This window comes from Eikenella longinqua, assembly GCF_001648355.1.
Classification (GTDB): Bacteria; Pseudomonadota; Gammaproteobacteria; order Burkholderiales; family Neisseriaceae; genus Eikenella; species Eikenella longinqua.
Genome location: NZ_LXSL01000009.1, coordinates 60,594 through 80,658, shown reverse-complemented (window position 1 = coordinate 80,658; position 20,065 = coordinate 60,594). Strand labels below are relative to the sequence as shown.

Genomic DNA, 20,065 nt, shown 5'->3' with positions numbered 1-20,065 from the left:
GGGGGCCTATTCGGTCAGAATCCGCACTTTTTGAAACATTTCGTGCAGCCTGTGTTCGTCGAACGGCAGGTATTCGGCGACGGTAAAGCCGACGCTGTCGCCGTATTCCGAAATCAATTGCAGGATGTCGGACAATTCCGCCAGCGTCATCCTGCCCGAGCCGCTGCCGTCGCCGACCAGTTCGGGATTGGCGAAATAGGTGGAATGGAAGCGTTTCGCATCCAGCACGTCGATGTCCAAATGCACCAAAACGTGGTCGAACCGCGCCATAAAGGCTTGGATTTCGGCGTTGTCCACGAATGTTTCGGTTTGGATTTTGTAGTCCACACCGATGCTGTCGAGATAGCGGGCTTGGTAGTCGTGCAGTGCCTGCAAGCCGATATAGAGCACCTGATTGGCGGCAAACGGCGGGTTGCGGCGCAGGTCGGCGAGCGGGTTTTCAGGCTGCCCCAGCAGTGCGCCCAAAATCATGGCGTGGGCGTTGGGATAGCCGTCTTTGGGAATGGAAACGTCGGGGTGGGTGTCTATCCACAGGATGCCGAGGCTTTCGCCGCGCGCGGCATACACGCCGTGCAGGTAATCGAACGGGGCGAGCGAAACGATGCAGTTGCCGCCGATGGTGATGATTTTGTCGGGACGTTGCGCGTCGAGAATGTCCGCCGCCGCGCGCACGCCTGCGAACACGTCGTCTTTGGCGGCAATGCCGTCGGCAAGCGGGCGGGGTTGGCCGTCGGGCGCGGGGATGTCCACTTTGAACAGGGGCTGCTTGGGGTTGTCGGGCAGGATGTGGGTCATCAAATTCGCGCCGAAATAATAGGTGTCCAAGCCGCCGGCACGGTGGTCGGGGTAGAGTAGTCTGATGGTTTTCACGGGTTCTCCAGTTGGGATTTGGCTTTGTTGAGGCTGCGTTGAAGTTCATGCTTCAGGTAGCCTTTTCCAAGCAGGGGTTATTGGGAAAGGAAAATGAGGGCGATGATGCCGGCAATCAGCAGCAGCTGGATGCCGAGCTTGATCCGCGCGGTGCGGCTGACGAAGTAGATAAACCAAGTGCCGGTGAGGGCAAACATAACGATAATCTGCCAGGGTTGCCATTTGTTGAGGTGGCGGGCTTCGGTGAAGAAGGTGTAGAGGTGCAGCAGGGGCACGGCTGCCATTAACAGTATTAAAAGTAAATCAATAAAGTCGGACATGATTTTGTTTGCAGACAGAGAGGTTACCTGAAAACTGTTTTTCAGGTAGCCTCATTCAAGCGCGGGAGCCTATTCTTTCAGCTTTTCCAATTGGGATTGCAGCTTGGCCATCTTCCCTTCCAACTCCGCCAAATCGGTTTTGTCTTTTTCCACCAAGTGCGCGGGGGCTTTTTCGGTGTAGCCGGGTTTGGAGAGTTTGGCGTTGAGTTTGTCGAGGGCTTTTTGCAGCTTCTCGGCTTCTTTGCCCAAGCGGGCGGTTTCGGCGGCTTTGTCGATTTCGACTTTCAGCATCAGGCGTGCGCCGTTTACGACGGCGACGGGTGCGTCTTCGTTTTCAGGCAGCCTGTCCACTTGGTTGGCTTTGGTCAGTCGGGTCATCATCGGCAGGTATTTGAGGTAGTCCGCCAAATCGTCCGCGCTTTCGACAAACAGCGGGGCTTTGACGTTGGGCTGGATACCCATTTCGCCGCGCAGGTTGCGGACTGCGCCAATCAATTCCTGCAACACGTTCATCTGCTCGAAGGTCGTCTGAACGACGGCTTCACTGTCGGCTTCGGGGAAGCGGGCGAGCATGATGCTGTCGGCGGTTTTGGCGTCGCACATGGGGGCGACGGTTTGCCACAATTCTTCGGTGATGAACGGGATAATCGGATGCAGCAGGCGCAGGGCGGCTTCGAGTACGCGCAATAAGGTATGGCGCGTGGCGCGCTGGCGGCTGGCACAGCCGGTTTGGAGCTGCACTTTGGCAAGTTCCAAATACCAGTCGCAATAGTCGTTCCACACGAAGCTGTACATGGTTTCCGCTGCTAAATCAAAGCGGTAGGTTTCGTATGCTTGCGTTACTTGCTCGATGGTCTGATTCAGACGACCTATTATCCACATATCGGGGAAGGAATAGCCGCGCGGCTCGGTGGCGGTTGCGCCGTAGCCGCAGTCTTGGTTTTCGGTGTTCATCAAGACGAAGTTGGTGGCGTTCCAGATTTTGTTGCAGAAGTTGCGGTAGCCTTCGGCGCGTTTGAAGTCGAAGTTTACGCTGCGGCCCAAGCTGGCATAGCTCGCCATGGTGAAGCGCAAGGCATCCGCACCCATGCCGGGGATGCCTTCGGGGAAGAGTTTTTTGGTGGCTTCTTCCACTTTCGGCGCGGTTTCGGGTTTGCGTAATCCGGTTGTCCGTTTAATCAACAAGTTATCCAAATCGATGCCGTCAATCAAATCCACGGGGTCGATGACGTTGCCTTCGGATTTGGACATTTTTTTGCCTTCGTGGTCGCGCACGATGCCGTGGATATAGACGTCTTTAAACGGCACTTTGCCGGTGAAGTGGGTGGTCATCATAATCATGCGCGCCACCCAGAAGAAGATGATTTCGTAGCCGGTTACCAAGACGTTGGACGGCAGGAAGGCTTTGAGTTCGTCGGTTTCGGGTTCGCCGTCTTTCCAGCCGAGCGTGGAGAACGGCACGAGCGCGGAGGAGAACCATGTGTCCAATACGTCTTCTTCGCGGGTCAAACCGGTTTTGCCTGCCTGTTTTTCGGCTTCCGCCTGATTGCGGGCGACGTAGCAGTTGCCCTCTTCGTCGTACCATGCGGGGATTTGATGCCCCCACCACAGTTGGCGCGAGATACACCAGTCTTGGATGTTGTTCATCCATTGGTTGTAGGTATTGACCCAGTTTTCGGGGATAAAGCGCACCGCGCCGCTATCGACGGCTTTTTTGGCTTTGTTGGCAAGGCTCAATCCTTTGAATACGCTGTCGGGTTCGCCGCCGTTGGGCGTGGCGGACATGGCGACAAACCATTGACTGGTCAGCATCGGCTCAATTACCGAACCTGTGCGGTCGCCTTTCGGCGTCATCAGCGTGTGCGGTTTGATTTCTTTCAGGTAGCCTTGTTCCTGCAAATCGGCAACCATTTGTTTGCGCGCAGCAAAACGGTCCAAGCCTGCGTATTGTTCAGGCAGGGCAAAGCCTTGTTGCGCTTCGCCTTTGAAATTGAACACTTCGGCGTTTGCCAGCACTTTGGCTTCCAAATCGAACACGTTAATTAGGTGCGTGTCGTGGCGTTTGCCGACTTCGTAGTCGTTGAAGTCGTGCGCGGGCGTGATTTTTACGCAGCCTGTGCCGAAGTCTTTTTCGACGTATTCGTCGGCGATAACGGGGATGGTGCGGCCGGTCAGCGGCAGGATTAGTTCTTTGCCGATTAAGTGAGTATAACGTTCGTCTTCGGGATTGACGGCAACGGCAACGTCGCCCAGCAGCGTTTCGGGGCGGGTGGTGGCAACGATGACGGCTTCGGCGGGATTGTCCGCCAGCGGATAGCGGATGTGCCACATAGAGCCTTGTTCTTCCACGCTTTCCACTTCCAAATCAGACACTGCCGTACCCAATACCGGGTCCCAGTTCACCAGGCGTTTGCCGCGATAAATCAAGCCCTGCTCAAACAGTTTCACAAACACTTCGGTAACGGTTTCGGCGCGCACGTCGTCCATCGTGAAATACTCGCGCGTCCAGTCGGCGGAGCAGCCCACACGGCGCATCTGCTGCGTAATCGTGCCGCCGGACACTTCTTTCCATTCCCACACTTTTTCCAAGAATTTTTCGCGCCCCAAATCATGACGGGACACGTTTTGCGCGGCAAGCTGACGCTCGACTACGATTTGCGTGGCGATGCCCGCGTGGTCGGTACCGGGAATCCAGGCGGTATTGCAGCCTTTCATGCGGTAGTAGCGGGTCAGACCGTCCATGATGGTTTGGTTGAAGGCATGGCCCATGTGCAGCGTGCCGGTTACGTTGGGCGGCGGCAGTTGGATGGAGAAAGACGGTTTGGTCAAATCCATATCGGGCTGGAAATAGCCTTTCGCTTCCCAGTTTTGATAGTGTTTGGATTCGAGTTCGGCGGGATTGTATTTGTCGAGCATTCTGGGGCTACCTGAAAAATATTAGCGGAAAGGGCGAATTATAGTGGAAGCGGGCAGTTTTCAGGTAGCCCGGGGCGGGCAGGGAAGGCTACCTGAAAATCTTGGCAGGCATCTTTAGCGGTGTTGGAGCTCGTTTTTCGGCTGGCTTTTGCGCTGAGTTGGCAAATTTCAGCGGCTTCTTTTATAGTACCGCTTATTTGCCCGAGGAGACCCATCATGCACATCCTGCCTTTTCCCATGCCAGTTAAGCCCTTCAAAATGCGATCGGGCCGAACCGGCCGATGACGATGGCTTTGGTGGCGCTGCTGCTGATGCTGCCGGTGGGCGTGGTGTTTGCCGTGTGGCAGGGCTATACCGCCGCCGAAATCTATCAAGACTACCAAATCGGCCAACACGCCGTGCCGGTAAACGCGCGGATCGACGGCGAATGCACCATCCGCAAAGCCATCTTCACCAGCTGCAACACCACCATCACGCACCGCGGCCGCACGGTGGAAAAATCCTTTAGCTTTTTCGGCACCGGCGGCGATATTTACGCCCGCGCGCTGGCCGATGCCAATGATCCTTCGCGCCTCACGCTGGATGTGGCGGTGGAAAAGGTGGGCAACCGCAGCGTGGGCGTGCTGCTGTTTGGCGGGCTGGGGCTGTTTATGATTGGCGCCGCATTTTATGTTGTGTTGGTGCGCGTGCCGCGTTACCGCCGGATTTTGGACGCCATCAACTGCCCCGAAGCACAGCCCTGGCAGCTGGCCGCCGTGCCCTGCCTACACATTGGCAATGCGGGCAAAGACGCGGTATATCAAGCCGAAATCGAAGGGCAAACCCGCAAAATCGGCCTCGGCTTCGGCAAAAAAGACAACGGCGCCTGGACATTTGAAGGCCGCAGCGGGCAGGTGTACCTGCTAGCCTTCCTGCCCCATGGCGGCGGCGTGCCGGTGGCGCTGGATAGGAAGCTGGTGTCGGTGACAGGCTTGGATAAATCGGAAAAAGCCCAACTGGCTGCCGCCTTGCAGCAGGCGGAGGAAGCGGCGGAATGCTAGCGTGCTATATTTAGCGGCAGGGCAAGCAAGCCCACTGCCGCAGAGGCTACCTGAAAACCAGAAACAGATTTTTCAGGTAGCCTTTCCCGCTATAATACCGCCCGCTTATTTCCCATTTTGCAAACCATGAAAACCGCCAAACGCTACCCCTTTCCCGCCCTGCTGCGCCAGCGCCTCCAATTGCATTTTGAAGACCAAGCCCGCCTGACGGGCAGCCCGGGCGAAGCCCAATTCCGCCGCTGGGCATGGCAGGCCGTGAAATCGCACTACCGCCGCGCCGAAATCAGCCTCTTGCTCTTAGACGAAGTCGCCGCCCGCGCCTACAACCGCGACTACCGCCAAAAAGACTACGCCACCAACGTGCTCAGTTTCGCGCTCGACGAAGGTGAACAGGCAGCCTTGGCCGGGTTTTCAGGTAGCCTGCCTCCCGCCCTGCACGGCGACCTCATCATCTGCCCGCAAGTGGTGGCGCGCGAAGCCGCCGAGCAAGGCAAAACCCTGGAAGCCCATTTCGCCCACCTCACCCTGCACGGCGTGCTGCACCTGATGGGCTACGACCACATCAGCCCCGCCGAAGCCGAAGAGATGGAAAGCCTTGAAATCCGCCTGATGAATCAGTTAGGATACCCCAACCCCTACGCACAGGATGCAGACTGAAATGGAAGAGAGCCCGGCCAAGCCCGGATTTTTCGAGCGGTTATTCGGCCGCCTCGCCGGCGACAGCCCAGATTCCCCCGAAGACGTATTGGCGCTGCTGCGCCAAGCGCGCGAACAGAAAATTTTCGATGAAGACACCCAGCAGTGGCTGGAAAAAATCATCGATTTCCGCGGCCTGGAAGTGCGCGACGCCATGATCAGCCGCGCCCAAATGGATGTGGTGAAGGCCGGCGACAGCGTGAGCCGCATCATCGCCTATGTGGTGGGCACCACCCATTCCCGCTTCCCCGTGATTGCCGACGACAAAGACAACGTGCTCGGCATCCTCCACGCCAAAGACCTGCTCAAATACACCCTCAATCCCGAACAGTTCAAGCTCGAAAACGTATTGCGCCCCGCCGTGTTCGTGCCCGAAGGCAAGCCTTTGAACATATTGCTCAAAGAATTCCGCGATATGCACAATCACCTCGCCGTGGTGGTGGACGAATACGGCAGCATCAGCGGCCTGGTAACGCTGGAAGACGTAATCGAGCAGATTCTGGGCGACATCGAAGACGAATTCGACGAAGACGACAGCGCCGACAACATCTTCGCCGTTTCCCCCGACCGCTGGCGCATCAACGCCGTTACCGAAATCGAAGACGTAAACGAATTTTTCGGCACCGATTACAGCGACGAAGAAGTGAACACCATCGGCGGGCTGGTGATCAAAGAGCTCGGCCACCTGCCCGTGCGCGGCGAAAAGGCCGTTATCGGCCCCTTGCAATTCACCGTGGCGCGCGCCGACAGCCGCCGGCTGCACACGCTGATGGCGGTGAAGGCGAAAACTTAGTGCTGCCGCTTGGGTGATATAGTGGATGAACAAAAATCAGGGCAAGGCGAGGCAGCGCCGTACTGGTTTTTGTTCATCCACTATAAAAGGCTACCTGAAAACGCAAAGCGCAATTCCGCCGCAGAGTTTTCAGGTAGCCTCTGATTTTGGCTTTATTTTTCAGGTAGCCTTTGCCTTGCCCGCGCCCGTATAATGCCGCCGTATTCCAGTTTCCACACACCTAAAAACAAGACAATAATTTTCAGGTAGCCTTCCGCTATACGCCGCAAAGGCTACCTGAAAAACTTATCTCAAGGATTCCACATGGCTTTTTCCTCCCTCCTCACCCTGCTCGACGACATCGTGTCCGTGCTCGACGACGTGGCGCTGATGTCTAAAGTGGCCGCCAAAAAAACCGCCGGCGTGGTGGGCGACGATTTGGCGCTCAATGCCAACCAGGTTACCGGCGTGCGCGCCGACCGCGAACTGCCCATCGTGTGGGCGGTGGCTAAGGGCTCGCTGGTGAACAAGCTGATCCTGATTCCCGCCGCGCTGCTGCTCTCCGTGTTTGCCCCTGCGCTGATAACCCCGCTCTTGATGTTCGGCGGCGGCTACCTGTGTTTCGAAGGCGTGGAAAAACTGCTGCACAAATTCTTGCACCGCCACGAAGGCACCGGGCACACCGTGCCCGACGAAATCGTGGACGAAAACGCCAAAATCAAAGGCGCCATCCGCACCGATTTCATCCTCTCCGCCGAAATCGTCATCATCGCGCTGGGCGTGGTGGCCGAGTCTTCGCTCACCACGCAGATTGTTACCCTGCTCTTAATCGGCATCGGGCTCACCGTGCTGGTGTACGGCATCGTGGCGCTGATTGTGAAGGCCGACGATTTCGGTCTGGCGCTGATGCGCCGCCCGGCCACCGCGGCGGCGGGCAAGGCCATCATCCTGTTTATGCCGTGGTTTATGCGCGGCATCAGCATCGTGGGCACGCTGGCCATGTTCCTCGTGGGCGGCGGCATTTTCGCCCACAACTGGGGCGCGCTGCACCACTGGCTGCACGCACGCCACTGGGACGGCGGCCTCCCCGGCACGCTCGCCTCGCTGCTCATCGGCCTGGCCGTGGGCGCCGTTGCCTGCGCGGTGGTGCTGCCGCTGATGAAGCTGTGGGCGAAACGGCGGGGTTGAGCGGCGGCTGTTTGCGCAATAAAAAGGCTACCTGAAATTTTCAGGTAGCCTTTATCATTTTCATGCATCGGGCATCGGCGTTGTAGCCTTTATTCGGTTTCAGCCTCGCCCGTTTCCCCATGCTGCGGGTCGAGCTCGCGAGTGGCGGCGCGCAGCCAAAACCACGATAAATCATAATGTTCCTGCAAGGCGTTCCACAGGGCGTCTTCGCTCATGATGCTGTATTCGCCTTCGGTGTGCAGCGACACTTCCAAGCCTTCTTCGATGGCCTGATGGATTTCGCCGTATTCGTTTTCGTAGAAATCGGCCAGCTCGTGCAGAATCTGCATGGCCTGTCGCCATTGCGCCTGGGCGGCTTCCAGCTCGGGCAGGAGGCGCTGCCATTCGCGGTAGCGGGCTTGGATGTGGTTGATGCGTTGTTGGGCGGTTTGGGGCATGGTGTTCTCCGGAGGGGGAAGAGGCTACCTGAAAGCGTAGCCTCAATGAAGTTAAAACGATGCTCGGCATAGCCAGGCTGGGGTTATGCTAAGCAAAAATATTGCGGCCAAGGCCGGGCTACATACCGAATTCGCGCAAAAAGCGCACGTCGTCTGCCCAGCCGGATTTCACTTTCACCCACACTTTGAGAAACACTTTGGTGCCGAACAATTTTTCCATATCCAGCCGTGCTTCGGTGGAGATTTTTTTCAGCTTTTCGCCGCCTTTGCCGATGATGATGGCTTTCTGGCCGTCTTTGTCCACCAGCACGGCGATATAGATGCGGTAGAGCCCGTCTTCCTCTTCAAACTGCTCCACGGCCACGTTTACGGCGTAGGGCAGCTCTTCGCCGAGGTGGCGGAACAGCTTTTCGCGCACGATTTCGGCGGCCAGGAAGCGACCGGAGCGGTCGGTTACCGCGTCTTCGGGGTAGAGCGGCGGGCCGGGCGGCAGGAAGGGGCGCAGCTGGGCAAGCAGTTCGCCGATGCGCAGGCCGTGTTTGGCGCTCACGGCTTCCACGCCGGCAAAATCAAATTCTTGGCGCACGGTTTCGATAAATCCGTCCAGTTCGGCCTTGCTTTTGGCACGGTCGATTTTGTTCACCACCAACACCACGGGCCGGCTTTTCGGCAGTAGGCGCAGCACCTGGCGGTCGGCCTCGCCAAAGCGCATGGCTTCCACCACGAAGGCCACGGCATCCACGCCGCCGATGGCTTCGGTTACGTTTTGGTTGAGGCGGTCATTGAGCGCGTTACGGTGGCTGGTTTGGAAGCCGGGGGTATCCACAAAGATGAATTGGGCGCCGTCGTCGGTGTAAACGCCGGTGATTTTGTGGCGCGTGGTTTGGGCTTTTTTGCTGGTGATGCTGATTTTTTGGCCGATGAGGTGGTTCATCAGCGTGGATTTGCCCACGTTCGGCCGCCCCACGATGGCCACGAAGCCGCAGCGGAAATCGGGGCGGGGGCTGGAAGGGAAGTTTTCTAAATTCATGTGTTCTTTCAGTTGGATAGATTTTCAGGTAGCCTTTACTCGCAACAAGGGGCTACCTGAAAACGCAGCGCAGCGAAGTTTCTGCGAAGCCAAAATTTCATGCCAGCGGCGAGGCTTTATTGATTTGGTTGAAACGGGCGCTATATATAACATGCCGTTTTGTATCGGTAAATCCCGCCGATGAGGTTTATTTGCATGGGCGCAAACGGCGCGGGATCAGGCCTGCGGTTTGCGCGGTTTTTTCGGCTTGGCGGGCAGCGGGTGCTGCTGTTGCAGCCAATTCAAGGCTTCTTTGGCGGCGGCCTGTTCGGCGGCGCGGCGGCTGGGGGCGCGGGCGTAGGTGATGTGCGCTAGCTCGCCTAGGTCGCAGGCGATGTAGAAGCGGGCGTCGCTGCCTTCGCCTTCTTGGTGCTCGATGCGGTATTTGGGCAGGGGCAGGTGGCGGGCTTGCAGGGCTTCTTGCAGCAGGGTTTTCGGATCTTTGCCTTGGTTGCTTAAGTCGATGGTGGCGATGCGGCGGGCAAACAGGCGGCGCACGGCGGCTTCGGCGGCGGCGAAGTCGGCATCGAAGCTGATGGCGGCGAGCAGGGCTTCCACGGCGTCGGCGAGGATGGAGGGGCGGTCGAAGCCGCCGCTTTTGAGTTCGCCTATGCCCAGATAGAGGGCGTCGCCCACGCCCATGCCGCGGGCGATTTCGGCGAGCACGTCTTGGTTCACCAGGTTGGCGCGCAGGCGGGAGAGCTCACCTTCGCTGTAGTCGGGGAAGGCATCGAACAGCATTTTGGCCACGCTGTAATCGAGGATGGCGTCGCCAACGAATTCGAAGCGTTCGTTGTTGCGGGCGCTGTGGCTGCGGTGGGTGAGGGCCTGCTCGAGCAGGCGGGGGTTGCCGAAGAGGTGGCCGAGCTGCTGCTGGAGGGCGGCGAGCGCCTGCTGGCGGCGCGGGTCGGGCTTGGGGCTGGAATTTTTGCGGGGGCGGGCGGGTTTGGTCATGATGGTGGGATTATATAGCGTTTGGCGGCGGGGCTGGGGCGGATAGGGCGAGTTAAATTGAAACTGCTGCGGCGTTGGCACGCCTTGCTGCCTTGCTTCGGTTGAAATTTTATCCACGATACTTTTCAGGTAGCCTCGGCGCTGGGCGGGGGGCTACCTGAAAAATGGGGATGGGTATCCGGCATTTCCGGCGATGCGCTCTGTTTTTCAGGTAGCCTTTTGCGGATGAAGGCTACCTGAAAAACAAGTTTCCGCGAAGCGAAAACGCAGCTTCCACAAAGCGGCTATGCGCGCGGCAGAAAAAACAGGGCGGCCGCGCTTATTCCCCCAAGGCCTGTCGGGCGGCGGGGCTGAGCGGCTGGTTGGTTTGCAGTTGGCTGAATTGCATCACAGTGCGGTCGCCCTGTTTTTCGTCGAGCTCCACTTTGTGCACGAGCTGGCCGCCGCTGATGACGATTTGGTTGAACACTTGCCGCATCACGGCGGTTTTTGGCGTGAGGGTGAGCCGCCATTGCTGCGGGGTGCCGGAGAGGGTGAGGTTGAAGTGGCGTTGCAGTTCGGCGGTGTCGCCGCCGAGCACGGCCATGAAGAGTTTCACTTGCGCGGCCTGCGCGGTTTGGCTGCCGTTGCTGCGCCACTGCCCTTGCGCGTCTTGGCGGGTGATGCCGTCGCGGCGCACGCGCAGTTTCATGTCAAACGGCTTTTGCAGGTGCCAAAACAGGCCGCGCCCGGGGCGCAGGGCGAAGCGGCCGCCGGTTTGCACGGGTTTGTCGAGCGAGCGCAGGAAACGCTGCTGGGTGAAGCTGCCCTGCACGCTTTGCGGGGCTTGCAGTTGGGCGGTGAGCTCGGCGGTGTTGAAGGCGAGCGCGGGCAGGGCGGCGAGGGAGAAGAGGAGGAGGAGGAATTTTTTCATCGGTTTGCTTGGGGTGGGTTTTGATTGTGTGGCAATTTACGTTTTCAGACGGATTGTCGGGCATAAATGCCCGGCCTACGGGCGAAGCAGTTCAGACGAAGATTTCTGATTGTGCGAACAAAACTGCCGAGCCGCTGAGGACGACGCGCCCGCCGCCCACCTGGCCGTGCAGCACGCCGCCGCGTTTGGATGCCTGATGGCCGACAAGTTCGGATTTACCCAGCCTTTCTGCCCAGTAGGGGAAGATATGGCAGTGCCCCGAGCCGCAGACGGGGTCTTCGTTTACGCCGTGCTTCGGGGCGAAGGAGCGGGAAACGCAGTCGTAGTCTTTGCCCGGTGCGGTGATGTGCAGCAGCACGCCGTCTAAGCCGAGCATGGCGGCAAAGTCGGGCTGAGCGGCGCGGATTTGCGCTTCGTCTTCAAACACGCACAGCAAGTCCCGCCCCAAATATGCCTCTTGGGGAACGATGCCCAAAACGTTGCCGATATGGGCGGGAATGTCGATTTTTTCCAGTGCGAAGGCGGGGAAATCCATGGCGAAGCGGCCGCCCTGTTTGCGCACGCGCAGGATGCCGCTGCGGGTGTGAAAATCGAGCGTGGCACGGCTCGGGGCGACGAAACGGTCGATCACGAAGGCGGTGGCGAGCGTGGCGTGTCCGCACAGGTCGATTTCACATTCGGGCGTGAACCAGCGCAGGGCGAAGGCGTCGCCTTGCGGTACGACGAAGGCGGTTTCGGAAAGGTTGTTTTCCTTGGCGATATTGCGCATCAAATCTTCGGAAGGGAATGCGTCCGCCACGCAGACGGCGGCGGGATTGCCGCCGAACACGCGGTCGGTAAAGGCATCTACGGTGTATTGTTTGATGGTTTGCATAGCAGTTTTTCGGTGTTTCAGATGGCCTTGTAGGCAGCCTGTTTCAGGATGGGCGGCGTGCAGTATAGCGGGTTTGTGGCAGGGCTTGGCGGTATTCTACACCCAAAATCTTGCGCGGCGGCTTATCGGCCGAAAGGCTACCTAAAAATACCAAAGCCGTCTGAAATTCAATTCAGACGGCCTTTTTTCAGGTATCGCGAATCAACTAAACTTTCGCTACAGCGTTAGCTCGCCTTGCCGTACTCCTGTACTGTCTGCGGCTCGCTGCCTCGTATCGAAAGCCAATTTGATTCGCTATAGCCTTTAAGCCAGTTTTTCGATTTTGGCGATGAGCTTGGCGGCGTGGTCACGGGCTTTCTGCTGCACGCGCGCCAAATCTTCTTCGCTGTTCACGCCGGGGATGTAGAGCTGGCCGTAGAGCGGCTCCACGCCCTGCCAGTCGAAGCCGGAATACAGGGCCGAGGCTTCCACGGGTTTCACCAAATCGGCAACCAGCGGCGCGATATTGCCGTCATAATTTTCCTTGCCTGAGCCGATGGTGGTGGAAACGAACAGCTTTTTGCCGTGCAGTTTGTCGCCGCCGGTGCCGTAGGCGAAGCCGTAGGTCCACACGTCATCCAGCCATTTTTTCAGGATGGCGGGGGTGTTGAACCAGTAGGTGGGGTATTGCAGCAGCACGATGTCGGCATCCACCAGCGCGGCCTGCTCCGCGGCCACGTCGATGTTGAAATCGGGGTAGAGCTCGGAGAGGCGGCGCACGCTGGCTTGGCCGCCGAAGTGTTTGTCCAGTTCTTCCAGAATCAGGCGGTTGCTGACGGAATGTTCGAGGTTTTTGTAAGGCGGCGGCAGCTTTTGCCCGAATTGGCAGTAGCTTTTGCACCGCCGCCGCGTAGGAAATTGTAGCAGCTTTTGCACTGATTTATCCCCGTTTAATGGTCTGTTAAACGGGGATTATCTTATGCTTTTAGAAGCGGCGCCACGTCCACCCACACACCCACATGATGTCTTCGCGGGCGAGGCGGTCGCCGGCGCGGTTGATGCCCGCGCGGAAGGGCTGCGGCTCGCTGATAGTGATGGTGTAGCCAGCGGCGGCAGCCAAGCCGACGAAATACGGGATGCTTAAGCCGCCGGTCTCGTTGAGTTTGGCCAGCACGTCGGCCACGCGGCGGGCGTAGTTGTCGGGCTGCGGCGGGTTGAGGCCGAGCAGGCGCTCCCAGCGCGTGATGTCGCCGCCGGCGGTGGGGGCATAAGCGGCGGCCAATACCTGCGCCGACTGCGCCTGCACGCCGTCGAGCATGGCGGCTTCCGCCTGCCGTTCGGCGGCCTGACAGGTGGCGCGCACGTCGTAACTCACGGGCGGGTAGTAGAGGGGGAGCAGGTCGGTGTAGGTCATAGCGTGCTCATCTCAAAGCTGCCCAGCGCCAGCCATTGGATATGCGGTGTGATGGCGGCGCTTTGGTTGGCGGCCGGGCTGTCAAGCACGCGGTCGCGGATGCCGGCGGTGTCGCTGATGAGCGCCTCAAGCTGGCTTTTGTACACGGTGTCGCCCGGCTTAATGCCGGCGAAATAGGCCGACAGGGCGCGCGCGGCGGCCTCTTTGACCGCGGCCAAGGTGTAGCCCTCGGCCAGCGATACGCGCACCGACACATTAAGCGCCACGCGCTGCGGCACCATCACCTGCACGTTTTTGGCGGTGACCGGGCGGCGCGCGTCGATATACTGCTGCACGGCGCGCACCACCTCGGGCGAAGGCAGGCCAGAAGCGGTGAGGATGGCCACGTCCACCGTGCCTAGGCCGCGGCGCAGCGGATACACAAAGGCGGCCTCCACCCCCGGCACAGCCATCGCCCAGCGGTAATAGTCGTAGGCGTTGCCGCCGGCGGGCGGCTGGCGCAAGCGGGCGAGCAGCCTATCTAACAGCGCGGCATCGCTCTCAATATCGGTGCCACCCACCATACTGGTGAGCACGGCATCGGCCTCGATGCCGGCAGGCGGGCTTTGCAGCTGGGCCGGGGTGTTATCCGGCTGGTTGCCGGCGGCGCCGGTGCTCAAACAGTGGCAGGCAAGCTGCGCCTGCCCGCGGCCGTCGGTTTGGCCGGCGGCGGAAGTCTGGTAGGCGGTGTCGCCCACTTGCGCCACCAGCCCGGCAGGCAGCACGGTATTGGGCGCGCCGCTGATACGGATGCTGCCCGCGGCCGCGGCGGCGGGTTTGCGCCAAATGCGGTACATGGCGCAATGCCGCTCCAAATAGGCGGCATCCGCCGTATCGGCAAACACCTGCCGCAAAATCCACTCCTGATGCTGGTATTGCCCCTCGGCCAGCGCGGCCAAGGCGGTGGCACGGGCGTGGTTGTCGCTGCCGGGGTGGGTGTGGGCGGCGGGCTGCTGGTTGCTCAAATCGCGCAGGTAGTCATCGCGCAGTTGCTCAAAGTTTTTGGTTTTCATGCCAGCCGCACCTCGTGGATTAAACTTAAATTACGCCCGCTCATGTCCTCCGCCTCAATATCCAGCCGCAGCCAGCCGCGCCGCACAAAGGAAGCGGCCACGCCGATGCGGCGGGCGCGCCCCGCATCCAATACCGGCTGCAAGGCCTGCTCGGCATACTGTTTGGCCAGCACGGCGATGCGCGGCAGGTCTTTCATGCGGCGCAATTCGTGCAAGCGGCTGCCCAGCGCAGGCTCGGCCCAGTAGCTGCCCAAAGGCGTGACCAGCCGCACATAGACTTCGTTTTCAATCCCTTGTGCGGATTGGTTGGGGAGGTAGTCAGCGGTAATAGGTTTTCAGCTCTGCACCCATCAGGTCGGCCATCACCTTGGAAGGTCGGCCATGCTCTTTGGCATGGCGCTTGGCCAGCTCAATCGCGTGGTCTAGTGAGGTGGCTTTCGCCTGTCTCTTGAGGGTTCTCATAGTAAAAATTCATCAATCGAGAATTTAAATTAGTGATTTTTTAGCCTTTTATCCGTACAATACATTTATGCATTCACTGCACGACGTAGTACCGGTTGGAAATTGCGTGCCGCATAGCGTTGCGGCCAGATTTGCTCGGGCTTCATGCCCAACGCATCAGCAATAACCCGTTCACTTTTCGGATAAGGTTTGACTAGTGCGCTGTAAAGAGTTGTCGGATGCACGTTGGCTTGTGCCGCCAGTGCGCGGATAGACCAACCCTGTTTTTTCAAGGCAGCGATGATGTCTGCACGGTGCCAATCCAAAAGCTCCGGTGTTGCTTTTTGAGCTGTATTTTTTTTCATTTTGAGATACCTATTTTTTGTCAGTTGGGGAATTGACTAGATGTAGGTATTATAGCGTTAAACTTAAAATTAGCAAGTAGAATTTATAGCGTTAAACTTAAAATTTTAGAAAATTCTTTAGTTTTGGTTATAAATATATGATTTCAAGGATATAATATTTTAAGATTAACGTTATAGTTATTTATAGGTTGAGGTTAGTCTTCGTATGGAAAACTTTAACGTTGAGTTTGCGAAGAGAATGGAGATAGTCGCCAAGAGGCTCGGTAGCATCTCGGAGCTAGCTAGAAGAGTGGATGTGGCATACCCTACGGCCACTAAATGGGTAAAAGAGGGAGCGGAGCCCAGCACCACCAACTTAATTAAGATTGCCGATGCTGCCCAAGTGAATCTGCTATGGCTGGCTACGGGGCAAGGTTCTCCCAGTTTAGAAGGTGAGCAGAAAATTTCCGGTGGGCTGGAACAGGAAGAAGGCCAACGGATATTGCAAGAACAGTTGGATAAAACCAATCAAATAGTAAAAGGCTTGAAAGAAGCTCGGCGTATTAGCCGGATGGGCGGCACGCATCCGCTTAATGTGAATGGGGACGTTGTAGATATTGATGAGTTTGTCTTTATCCCCTTTTATGATGTATCTGTGTCTGCCGGGCAGGGGGCCTGGGTGGACAATGACCGCCCAAAATCATGCCTCACCTTCCGTCGTGATTGGCTGGAAAGTTACATTACATCTGATTTTTCCACACTGACGGTGGTTATGGTTAAAGGGGATAGTATGGTTGGCGTGCTAAATGATAAAGACGCCATCTTGGTGGATCATAGTCAAACCGAAGCCTCTGATGGTCTGTATGCCTTGCGCATCGGCAACGAGACTTTTGTCAAACGCGTTCAACGCCTGCCTGATTCTTTATTGATCACCAGTGCCAATCAGGAGTATCAGCCGTTCACGGTGCCGCTGGAAAACGGAGATGCCACCAGCAGTAGTGTGTCTATTATCGGCAAAGTGGTTTGGCTTGGCCGTGCTCTTTAATGCTCCGCCTCACGATAAACCATAGCTGCTTAAATTCCGTTTTAAAAGCGTTTAATCCCTGCTCATTCCGGTGCAAAAGATAACGCATTTTTTATCAATCCAAAGCAAAAGCTGGTGCAAGTTTTTTCTTGCACCAGCTTCGCTCAAATCCGCACCCAGTAAAGTTTTCCGCCGTTTTTTGCCTCCGGTCATCCCAGTGCAAAAATAACCACCTCCCCACATTTTGGTGGGCGGAGATAACGAGGATTTTGGCCATGACGGTTTCCTTGGTTGGCAAGTGGGAGAGAGCGGCCATTATACACGGCGGGCAGGCGGCGGATAATCCGCTGCGGGCTTAAGCAGTTATTAAGCAGGCGTGAATAATGTGGCGGGCGTGGAAGGGCTACCTGAAAAGGCAAAAGCCGCCTGAAAACCAATTCAGACGGCCTGTTTTTCAGGTAGCCTCAATCCTTCGCCAACGGCGCAAACCCTTCAAACCGCCGCACGGCTTCCTGCCAGCTTTCCGGGGTTTGGAACAGCATTTCGCCGTTGTCGAGGCGTTGGGCGACTTGCGTGGTGCCCGCTTGGGTGAGCTTGTCGCCGCTTTCGGCGTCGCGCAGGGTGTAGCTGAGGCGCAGGCAGCTTTCGTATTCGGTCATGGCCATGTTCACGCGGATTTTCTGGCCGAAGCGGGCGGGGCGGATGTATTTGAGGTCGAGCTTGACCACGGGCCAGGCGCAGCCGTGCGCCAGCATCACGGTGTAGTTGTAGCCCAGTGCGTCGAGGAAGGCGCAGCGGGCGATTTCGAGGTATTTCACGTAGTGGCCGTGCCAGACGATCTGCATCACGTCCACGTCGAAAAAGGGCACTTCCAGCTCGGTGCTGTGGCGGCAGTAGATGTGTTTAGCCATGTTCGGGGTTGTTCCAAAAATCGTAGAAGTTGAACCATTGCAGCGGGGCGCGGGCGGCGTGGGCGGCGAGGGTGTTTGCGTATTGTTGCGCCATATCGGCAATCACTTGTTTGCGTGTGGCGGCCGTCCAGCTTGGGGCTACCTGGAAACGCTTGAGGCATAGATGATAGCGGCCGCGTTCTTTCAATACGAATACGGTGTTGGTGGGCGCGCGCAAGAGGCCGGCCAGGAGCCAGGGGCCTTGCGGCAGATGGGCGGTGTGGCCGAGGAATTGCACGGGCACGGTTTTGTTGCCGCGCACGGGGGTGCGGTCGGCGGCGATGGCCAGCCATTCGCCCGCGTCGAGCTTGTGCGAGAGTTGCAGCATTTTGGCGGCGTCGAGTTCGGCCACTTGGATGAGCTGCAAATCGCTGGCGCCGGCGGCTTTGAGGGCGCGGTTGAAATCTTCGGCGTGGGCGTTGTGCACCAGCACGTTGAGCTTGAAGCCTTGGTGGTGCGACACGAGGGCGCGGCACACTTCGATGTTGCCCAAGTGCGAGCAGATGAGGATTTGGCCGCGCGCGCTGTGGTTGTCCACGTCGGCGTAGAGGTTGTCGGGGTCTTCCACCACCAAATCCGGCACGGTGATTTTGTGCCGCCACACGGCGAAGCGGTCGGCCACGGCCTGGCCGAAGGCGGCAAACTGGCGGTATTCGGCAAAACGCGCGGGCAGCGGCGCGGCGGGGAAACTGGTTTTCAGGTAGCCCTGATATTGGCGCACGCTGCGGCGTTGGGCGGCGGAGGTGAGGTAGAAATAGGCGGGCACGATGGCGGCGATGATGTGCACCAGCGGCAGCGGCAGGTAGCGCACCAGCCATGCGGTGAGCTGGAGGAAGGGGCGGCTGCCGCGTTCGCGCTGTGCCGACCAGTGGGCGGATTGCGCCGCTTGAGGCCGTCTGAAAAGCTTGCCGAAACGGCGGGCGAGCATGCCGCAAAACAGGCGGGCGTGCATTTTGCTGATGAGCAGGTTATCGCGGCGCAGATTGAAGTGCGAGATGCCGTCTGCCGCATAGCGTATCGGCGTGTCGAGCCACACGAAGGGCGTGCCCGCCCAATGCAGGCGCACCAGGATTTCGTTGTCGAAATCCATGCGTTCGCCGATGCCGCCGCCGCCGTATTGGAGGGGCAGCACGGCGGCCAGCGGATACACGCGGAAGCCGCACATGCCGTCTTGGATGTCGCGCGACCAAGTGTGCAGCACGTTCCAAAAATCGGTGATTTTGCGGCCGTAGAGGCGCGATTTGGGCACGTCGCCGCCGTACACCGGCCGCCCGCACACCACCGCCTGCGGCTGCGCCTGCGCGGCTTCGACAAAACGCGGGATGTCGGCAAAACTGTGCTGCGCGTCGGCATCCATCTGCAACACATGGCTGAAACCCTGCTGCGCCGCCAGCTTGAAGCCCCACTTCATCGCGCTGCCCTTGCCGCCGTTTGCCGGCCGGAACGCCACCTGCACGCCTTCGCCCTGCAAGGCTTCCAAGCCCGCGCGGCAGTCTTCGCCCGAGCCGTCGTCCACCACCAGCACGGGCAGGCCGCAACCGCGCAGCGCAGCCACCACCTGCGGCAGCGTGCCGAGGTGGCGGTAGTGCGGGATAACGGCGAGGAGTTTCATGGAAAAGGCGGGGCGGGGGAAAAGCGGGATTTTAGCAAAAAGGGGGAAGGGCTACCTGAAAATCCGCACGGCGGAATGAAGCGGATGCGCCATCCAAATGCGTGGGCGGATTTTCAGGTAGCCTTTTCCCCTTCTGCCAATGGCAGCGTGATTGGATTGGCGCTGGGCGGTTTGGCGGCACAACAATCCCGCCCGGGCTATGCCTGCACGCCGTTTTCAGGTAGGATTTATCATTAATTTTAGGTAAATCAAATATTCATGTTTACTGAACAGGATTTCCTCTTTGTTTATAACCTGCTTCATTGGGGCGGGATAATATTGCTGATCGTGGCCGTGAGTTTTGCCTGTTATCAGATAAACCCCAAATTATTTAATAAAAATCCGCAGTTAATATTTCTGCCTGGGCTAGTTGTGGCCGGGCTGCTTTATGCGGTAGGGCAGGTAGAAAAAATGCAGGAGAGGCAGGAAGCCGCAGCGGAAGAAGCCGAATGGCGCCAACGCTACGAGCCCGCCAAAGCCCGCTTCGACCAACTCTGCCGAAACGCCGGCGAGAAGATCTACCGCACCGCCGAGGATGTGGACGGCATCCTGCTGCTGAAAGTGCGCGGGGATGACGAGAAATATCAAGACAGCTTCTACAACCCGCGGAAAGACCAGATGTGGGAGGATGCGGCGATAGAAAGCGAATCAAAGCGGGAAGAATATGTTGCCAGTTTTTTGCCATATTATTCTTCTGTCCACTATGACAATGTTGATGTTTTACAAAAAGACGGCTCGATTATTCGTTACAGCGGTAACTGGTCTAGATATGCTAAACCGTTTGATCAAGAAACTAATCCGCGACATCCAGCCCGCTATGCCGTTACCTATGAGAACGATGTTTCCTGGGAAAACCGCAAACATTGGATAGCCGGAACAACCATCAAGGTAATTGACACTAAAACTGATGAGTTAATGGCTGAGAAAACGATGTATGTATTTGTGCCGGCACTAGGGTATTCTAAACTTGAGCAAAATCCGAACCCTTGGGGCAGGGGAGATAGATGCCCGGAGGAAAATTCATATGAACTACGAGCCAGTACATTTGTTAAAAAAGTTTTGATCTCACCAGCATTCAAACCGGAAGCTCGGCAATAACGCGGCAACCGTTCAAAAGGCTACCTGAAAACTTTTTCAGGTAGCCTTTTACTTGCCTCGCGC

25 protein-coding genes and 1 pseudogene are annotated in these 20,065 nt (G+C 58.0%); 8 read left to right on the top strand and 18 right to left on the bottom strand.

Going from position 1 to position 20,065, the window contains the following annotated elements:
* Positions 1-6: 6 nt before the first annotated feature.
* The 3 genes from A7P95_RS00515 to A7P95_RS00505 all read right to left on the bottom strand — a co-directional run bounded on the left by A7P95_RS00515 (position 7) and on the right by A7P95_RS00505 (position 4,106).
* Entirely contained in the window at positions 7-870 is an 864-nt protein-coding gene (locus A7P95_RS00515) for an arginase family protein (RefSeq protein ID WP_082890659.1), read from the bottom strand.
* A 77-nt stretch (positions 871-947) separates the two neighbouring features.
* Positions 948-1,190, bottom strand: a complete 243-nt coding sequence (locus A7P95_RS00510) for an enterochelin ABC transporter (RefSeq protein WP_067589536.1) — start codon at positions 1,188-1,190, stop codon at positions 948-950.
* A gap of 69 nt (positions 1,191-1,259) precedes the next feature.
* Complete coding sequence (locus tag A7P95_RS00505) at positions 1,260-4,106, bottom strand: valine--tRNA ligase (RefSeq protein WP_067589533.1); 2,847 nt, start codon at positions 4,104-4,106, stop codon at positions 1,260-1,262.
* 281 nt (positions 4,107-4,387) lie between these two features.
* Between A7P95_RS00505 and A7P95_RS00500 the strand changes: the two genes are divergently transcribed.
* From A7P95_RS00500 to A7P95_RS00485, 5 genes are all read left to right on the top strand, one after another.
* Positions 4,388-5,146, top strand: a complete 759-nt coding sequence (locus A7P95_RS00500) for a hypothetical protein (protein WP_156503442.1) — start codon at positions 4,388-4,390, stop codon at positions 5,144-5,146.
* A 126-nt stretch (positions 5,147-5,272) separates the two neighbouring features.
* Positions 5,273-5,803 carry an rRNA maturation RNase YbeY gene (ybeY, locus tag A7P95_RS00495; RefSeq protein WP_067589528.1) on the top strand — a complete coding sequence of 177 codons (531 nt, stop codon included), beginning with the start codon at positions 5,273-5,275 and terminating at the stop codon, positions 5,801-5,803.
* Between the two features lies 1 nt (position 5,804).
* Positions 5,805-6,635 carry a CorC family transporter gene (locus A7P95_RS00490; RefSeq protein WP_067589527.1) on the top strand — a complete coding sequence of 277 codons (831 nt, stop codon included), beginning with the start codon at positions 5,805-5,807 and terminating at the stop codon, positions 6,633-6,635.
* A gap of 21 nt (positions 6,636-6,656) precedes the next feature.
* The gene (locus tag A7P95_RS12290; RefSeq protein WP_255593053.1) at positions 6,657-6,779 is read left to right on the top strand and encodes a hypothetical protein; all 123 of its coding nucleotides are present in this window, start codon (positions 6,657-6,659) and stop codon (positions 6,777-6,779) included.
* Positions 6,780-6,938: 159 nt separating this feature from the next.
* Positions 6,939-7,802: a DUF808 domain-containing protein gene (locus A7P95_RS00485; protein ID WP_067589526.1), complete on the top strand. Its 864-nt coding sequence runs from the start codon at positions 6,939-6,941 to the stop codon at positions 7,800-7,802.
* Between the two features lie 89 nt (positions 7,803-7,891).
* Here A7P95_RS00485 and A7P95_RS00480 read toward each other — a convergent pair whose 3' ends face one another.
* From A7P95_RS00480 to A7P95_RS00435, 11 genes are all read right to left on the bottom strand, one after another.
* Positions 7,892-8,239 (bottom strand): DUF4298 domain-containing protein, encoded by a 348-nt coding sequence (locus tag A7P95_RS00480; RefSeq protein ID WP_067589523.1) that lies wholly within the window; start codon positions 8,237-8,239, stop codon positions 7,892-7,894.
* A gap of 118 nt (positions 8,240-8,357) precedes the next feature.
* Positions 8,358-9,269 (bottom strand): GTPase Era, encoded by a 912-nt coding sequence (gene era / locus A7P95_RS00475; RefSeq protein WP_067589520.1) that lies wholly within the window; start codon positions 9,267-9,269, stop codon positions 8,358-8,360.
* Between the two features lie 216 nt (positions 9,270-9,485).
* Entirely contained in the window at positions 9,486-10,262 is a 777-nt protein-coding gene (rnc, locus tag A7P95_RS00470; RefSeq protein ID WP_067589609.1) for a ribonuclease III, read from the bottom strand.
* A 319-nt stretch (positions 10,263-10,581) separates the two neighbouring features.
* A complete protein-coding gene (locus tag A7P95_RS00465) occupies positions 10,582-11,175 on the bottom strand; it encodes a LolA family protein (RefSeq protein ID WP_067589517.1) in 594 nt (197 codons plus the stop codon).
* A 91-nt stretch (positions 11,176-11,266) separates the two neighbouring features.
* The gene (locus A7P95_RS00460) at positions 11,267-12,049 is read right to left on the bottom strand and encodes a PhzF family phenazine biosynthesis protein (RefSeq protein ID WP_179945884.1); all 783 of its coding nucleotides are present in this window, start codon (positions 12,047-12,049) and stop codon (positions 11,267-11,269) included.
* A 303-nt stretch (positions 12,050-12,352) separates the two neighbouring features.
* Positions 12,353-12,964 (bottom strand): NAD(P)H-dependent oxidoreductase, encoded by a 612-nt coding sequence (locus A7P95_RS00455; RefSeq protein ID WP_218916344.1) that lies wholly within the window; start codon positions 12,962-12,964, stop codon positions 12,353-12,355.
* 49 nt (positions 12,965-13,013) lie between these two features.
* Entirely contained in the window at positions 13,014-13,442 is a 429-nt protein-coding gene (locus tag A7P95_RS00450; RefSeq protein ID WP_245636534.1) for a putative phage tail protein, read from the bottom strand.
* Positions 13,439-14,494 (bottom strand): baseplate J/gp47 family protein, encoded by a 1,056-nt coding sequence (locus tag A7P95_RS00445; RefSeq protein WP_067589514.1) that lies wholly within the window; start codon positions 14,492-14,494, stop codon positions 13,439-13,441. Before A7P95_RS00445 ends, A7P95_RS00450 begins: the two co-directional genes overlap by 4 nt.
* Complete coding sequence (locus A7P95_RS00440) at positions 14,491-14,823, bottom strand: phage GP46 family protein (protein ID WP_067589512.1); 333 nt, start codon at positions 14,821-14,823, stop codon at positions 14,491-14,493. Before A7P95_RS00440 ends, A7P95_RS00445 begins: the two co-directional genes overlap by 4 nt.
* On the bottom strand, positions 14,813-14,956 hold the full coding sequence (locus tag A7P95_RS11885; RefSeq protein WP_179945883.1) for a hypothetical protein: 144 nt from the start codon (positions 14,954-14,956) through the stop codon (positions 14,813-14,815). Before A7P95_RS11885 ends, A7P95_RS00440 begins: the two co-directional genes overlap by 11 nt.
* 65 nt (positions 14,957-15,021) lie before the next feature.
* Positions 15,022-15,300, bottom strand: coding sequence for a helix-turn-helix domain-containing protein (locus A7P95_RS00435; RefSeq protein ID WP_067589509.1), 279 nt, complete (start codon positions 15,298-15,300; stop codon positions 15,022-15,024).
* Between the two features lie 205 nt (positions 15,301-15,505).
* On the opposite strand from A7P95_RS00435, the gene A7P95_RS00430 reads away from it, so the two are divergent.
* Positions 15,506-16,324 carry an XRE family transcriptional regulator gene (locus tag A7P95_RS00430; protein WP_067589506.1) on the top strand — a complete coding sequence of 273 codons (819 nt, stop codon included), beginning with the start codon at positions 15,506-15,508 and terminating at the stop codon, positions 16,322-16,324.
* Positions 16,325-16,418: 94 nt separating this feature from the next.
* Here the strand turns inward: A7P95_RS00430 and A7P95_RS11400 are convergent, their stop codons facing one another.
* The 4 genes and pseudogenes from A7P95_RS11400 to A7P95_RS12530 form a co-directional block, all read right to left on the bottom strand.
* Complete coding sequence (locus A7P95_RS11400) at positions 16,419-16,580, bottom strand: hypothetical protein (protein WP_156503441.1); 162 nt, start codon at positions 16,578-16,580, stop codon at positions 16,419-16,421.
* A gap of 187 nt (positions 16,581-16,767) precedes the next feature.
* Positions 16,768-17,214 carry an acyl-CoA thioesterase gene (locus A7P95_RS00425; protein ID WP_067589503.1) on the bottom strand — a complete coding sequence of 149 codons (447 nt, stop codon included), beginning with the start codon at positions 17,212-17,214 and terminating at the stop codon, positions 16,768-16,770.
* A complete protein-coding gene (locus tag A7P95_RS12535) occupies positions 17,207-18,181 on the bottom strand; it encodes a lysophospholipid acyltransferase family protein (RefSeq protein WP_067589600.1) in 975 nt (324 codons plus the stop codon). The genes A7P95_RS00425 and A7P95_RS12535 overlap by 8 nt, the downstream gene beginning before the upstream one ends.
* Positions 18,164-18,865: pseudogene (locus tag A7P95_RS12530) on the bottom strand (glycosyltransferase family 2 protein); the annotation flags it as partial. The pseudogene A7P95_RS12530 and the gene A7P95_RS12535, both read right to left, overlap by 18 nt.
* Before the next feature lie 84 nt (positions 18,866-18,949).
* Between A7P95_RS12530 and A7P95_RS11395 the strand changes: the two are divergent.
* Positions 18,950-19,102, top strand: coding sequence for a hypothetical protein (locus tag A7P95_RS11395; RefSeq protein WP_156503440.1), 153 nt, complete (start codon positions 18,950-18,952; stop codon positions 19,100-19,102).
* 21 nt (positions 19,103-19,123) lie between these two features.
* Positions 19,124-20,002: a hypothetical protein gene (locus A7P95_RS00415; RefSeq protein WP_067589500.1), complete on the top strand. Its 879-nt coding sequence runs from the start codon at positions 19,124-19,126 to the stop codon at positions 20,000-20,002.
* Positions 20,003-20,065 lie beyond the last annotated feature (63 nt).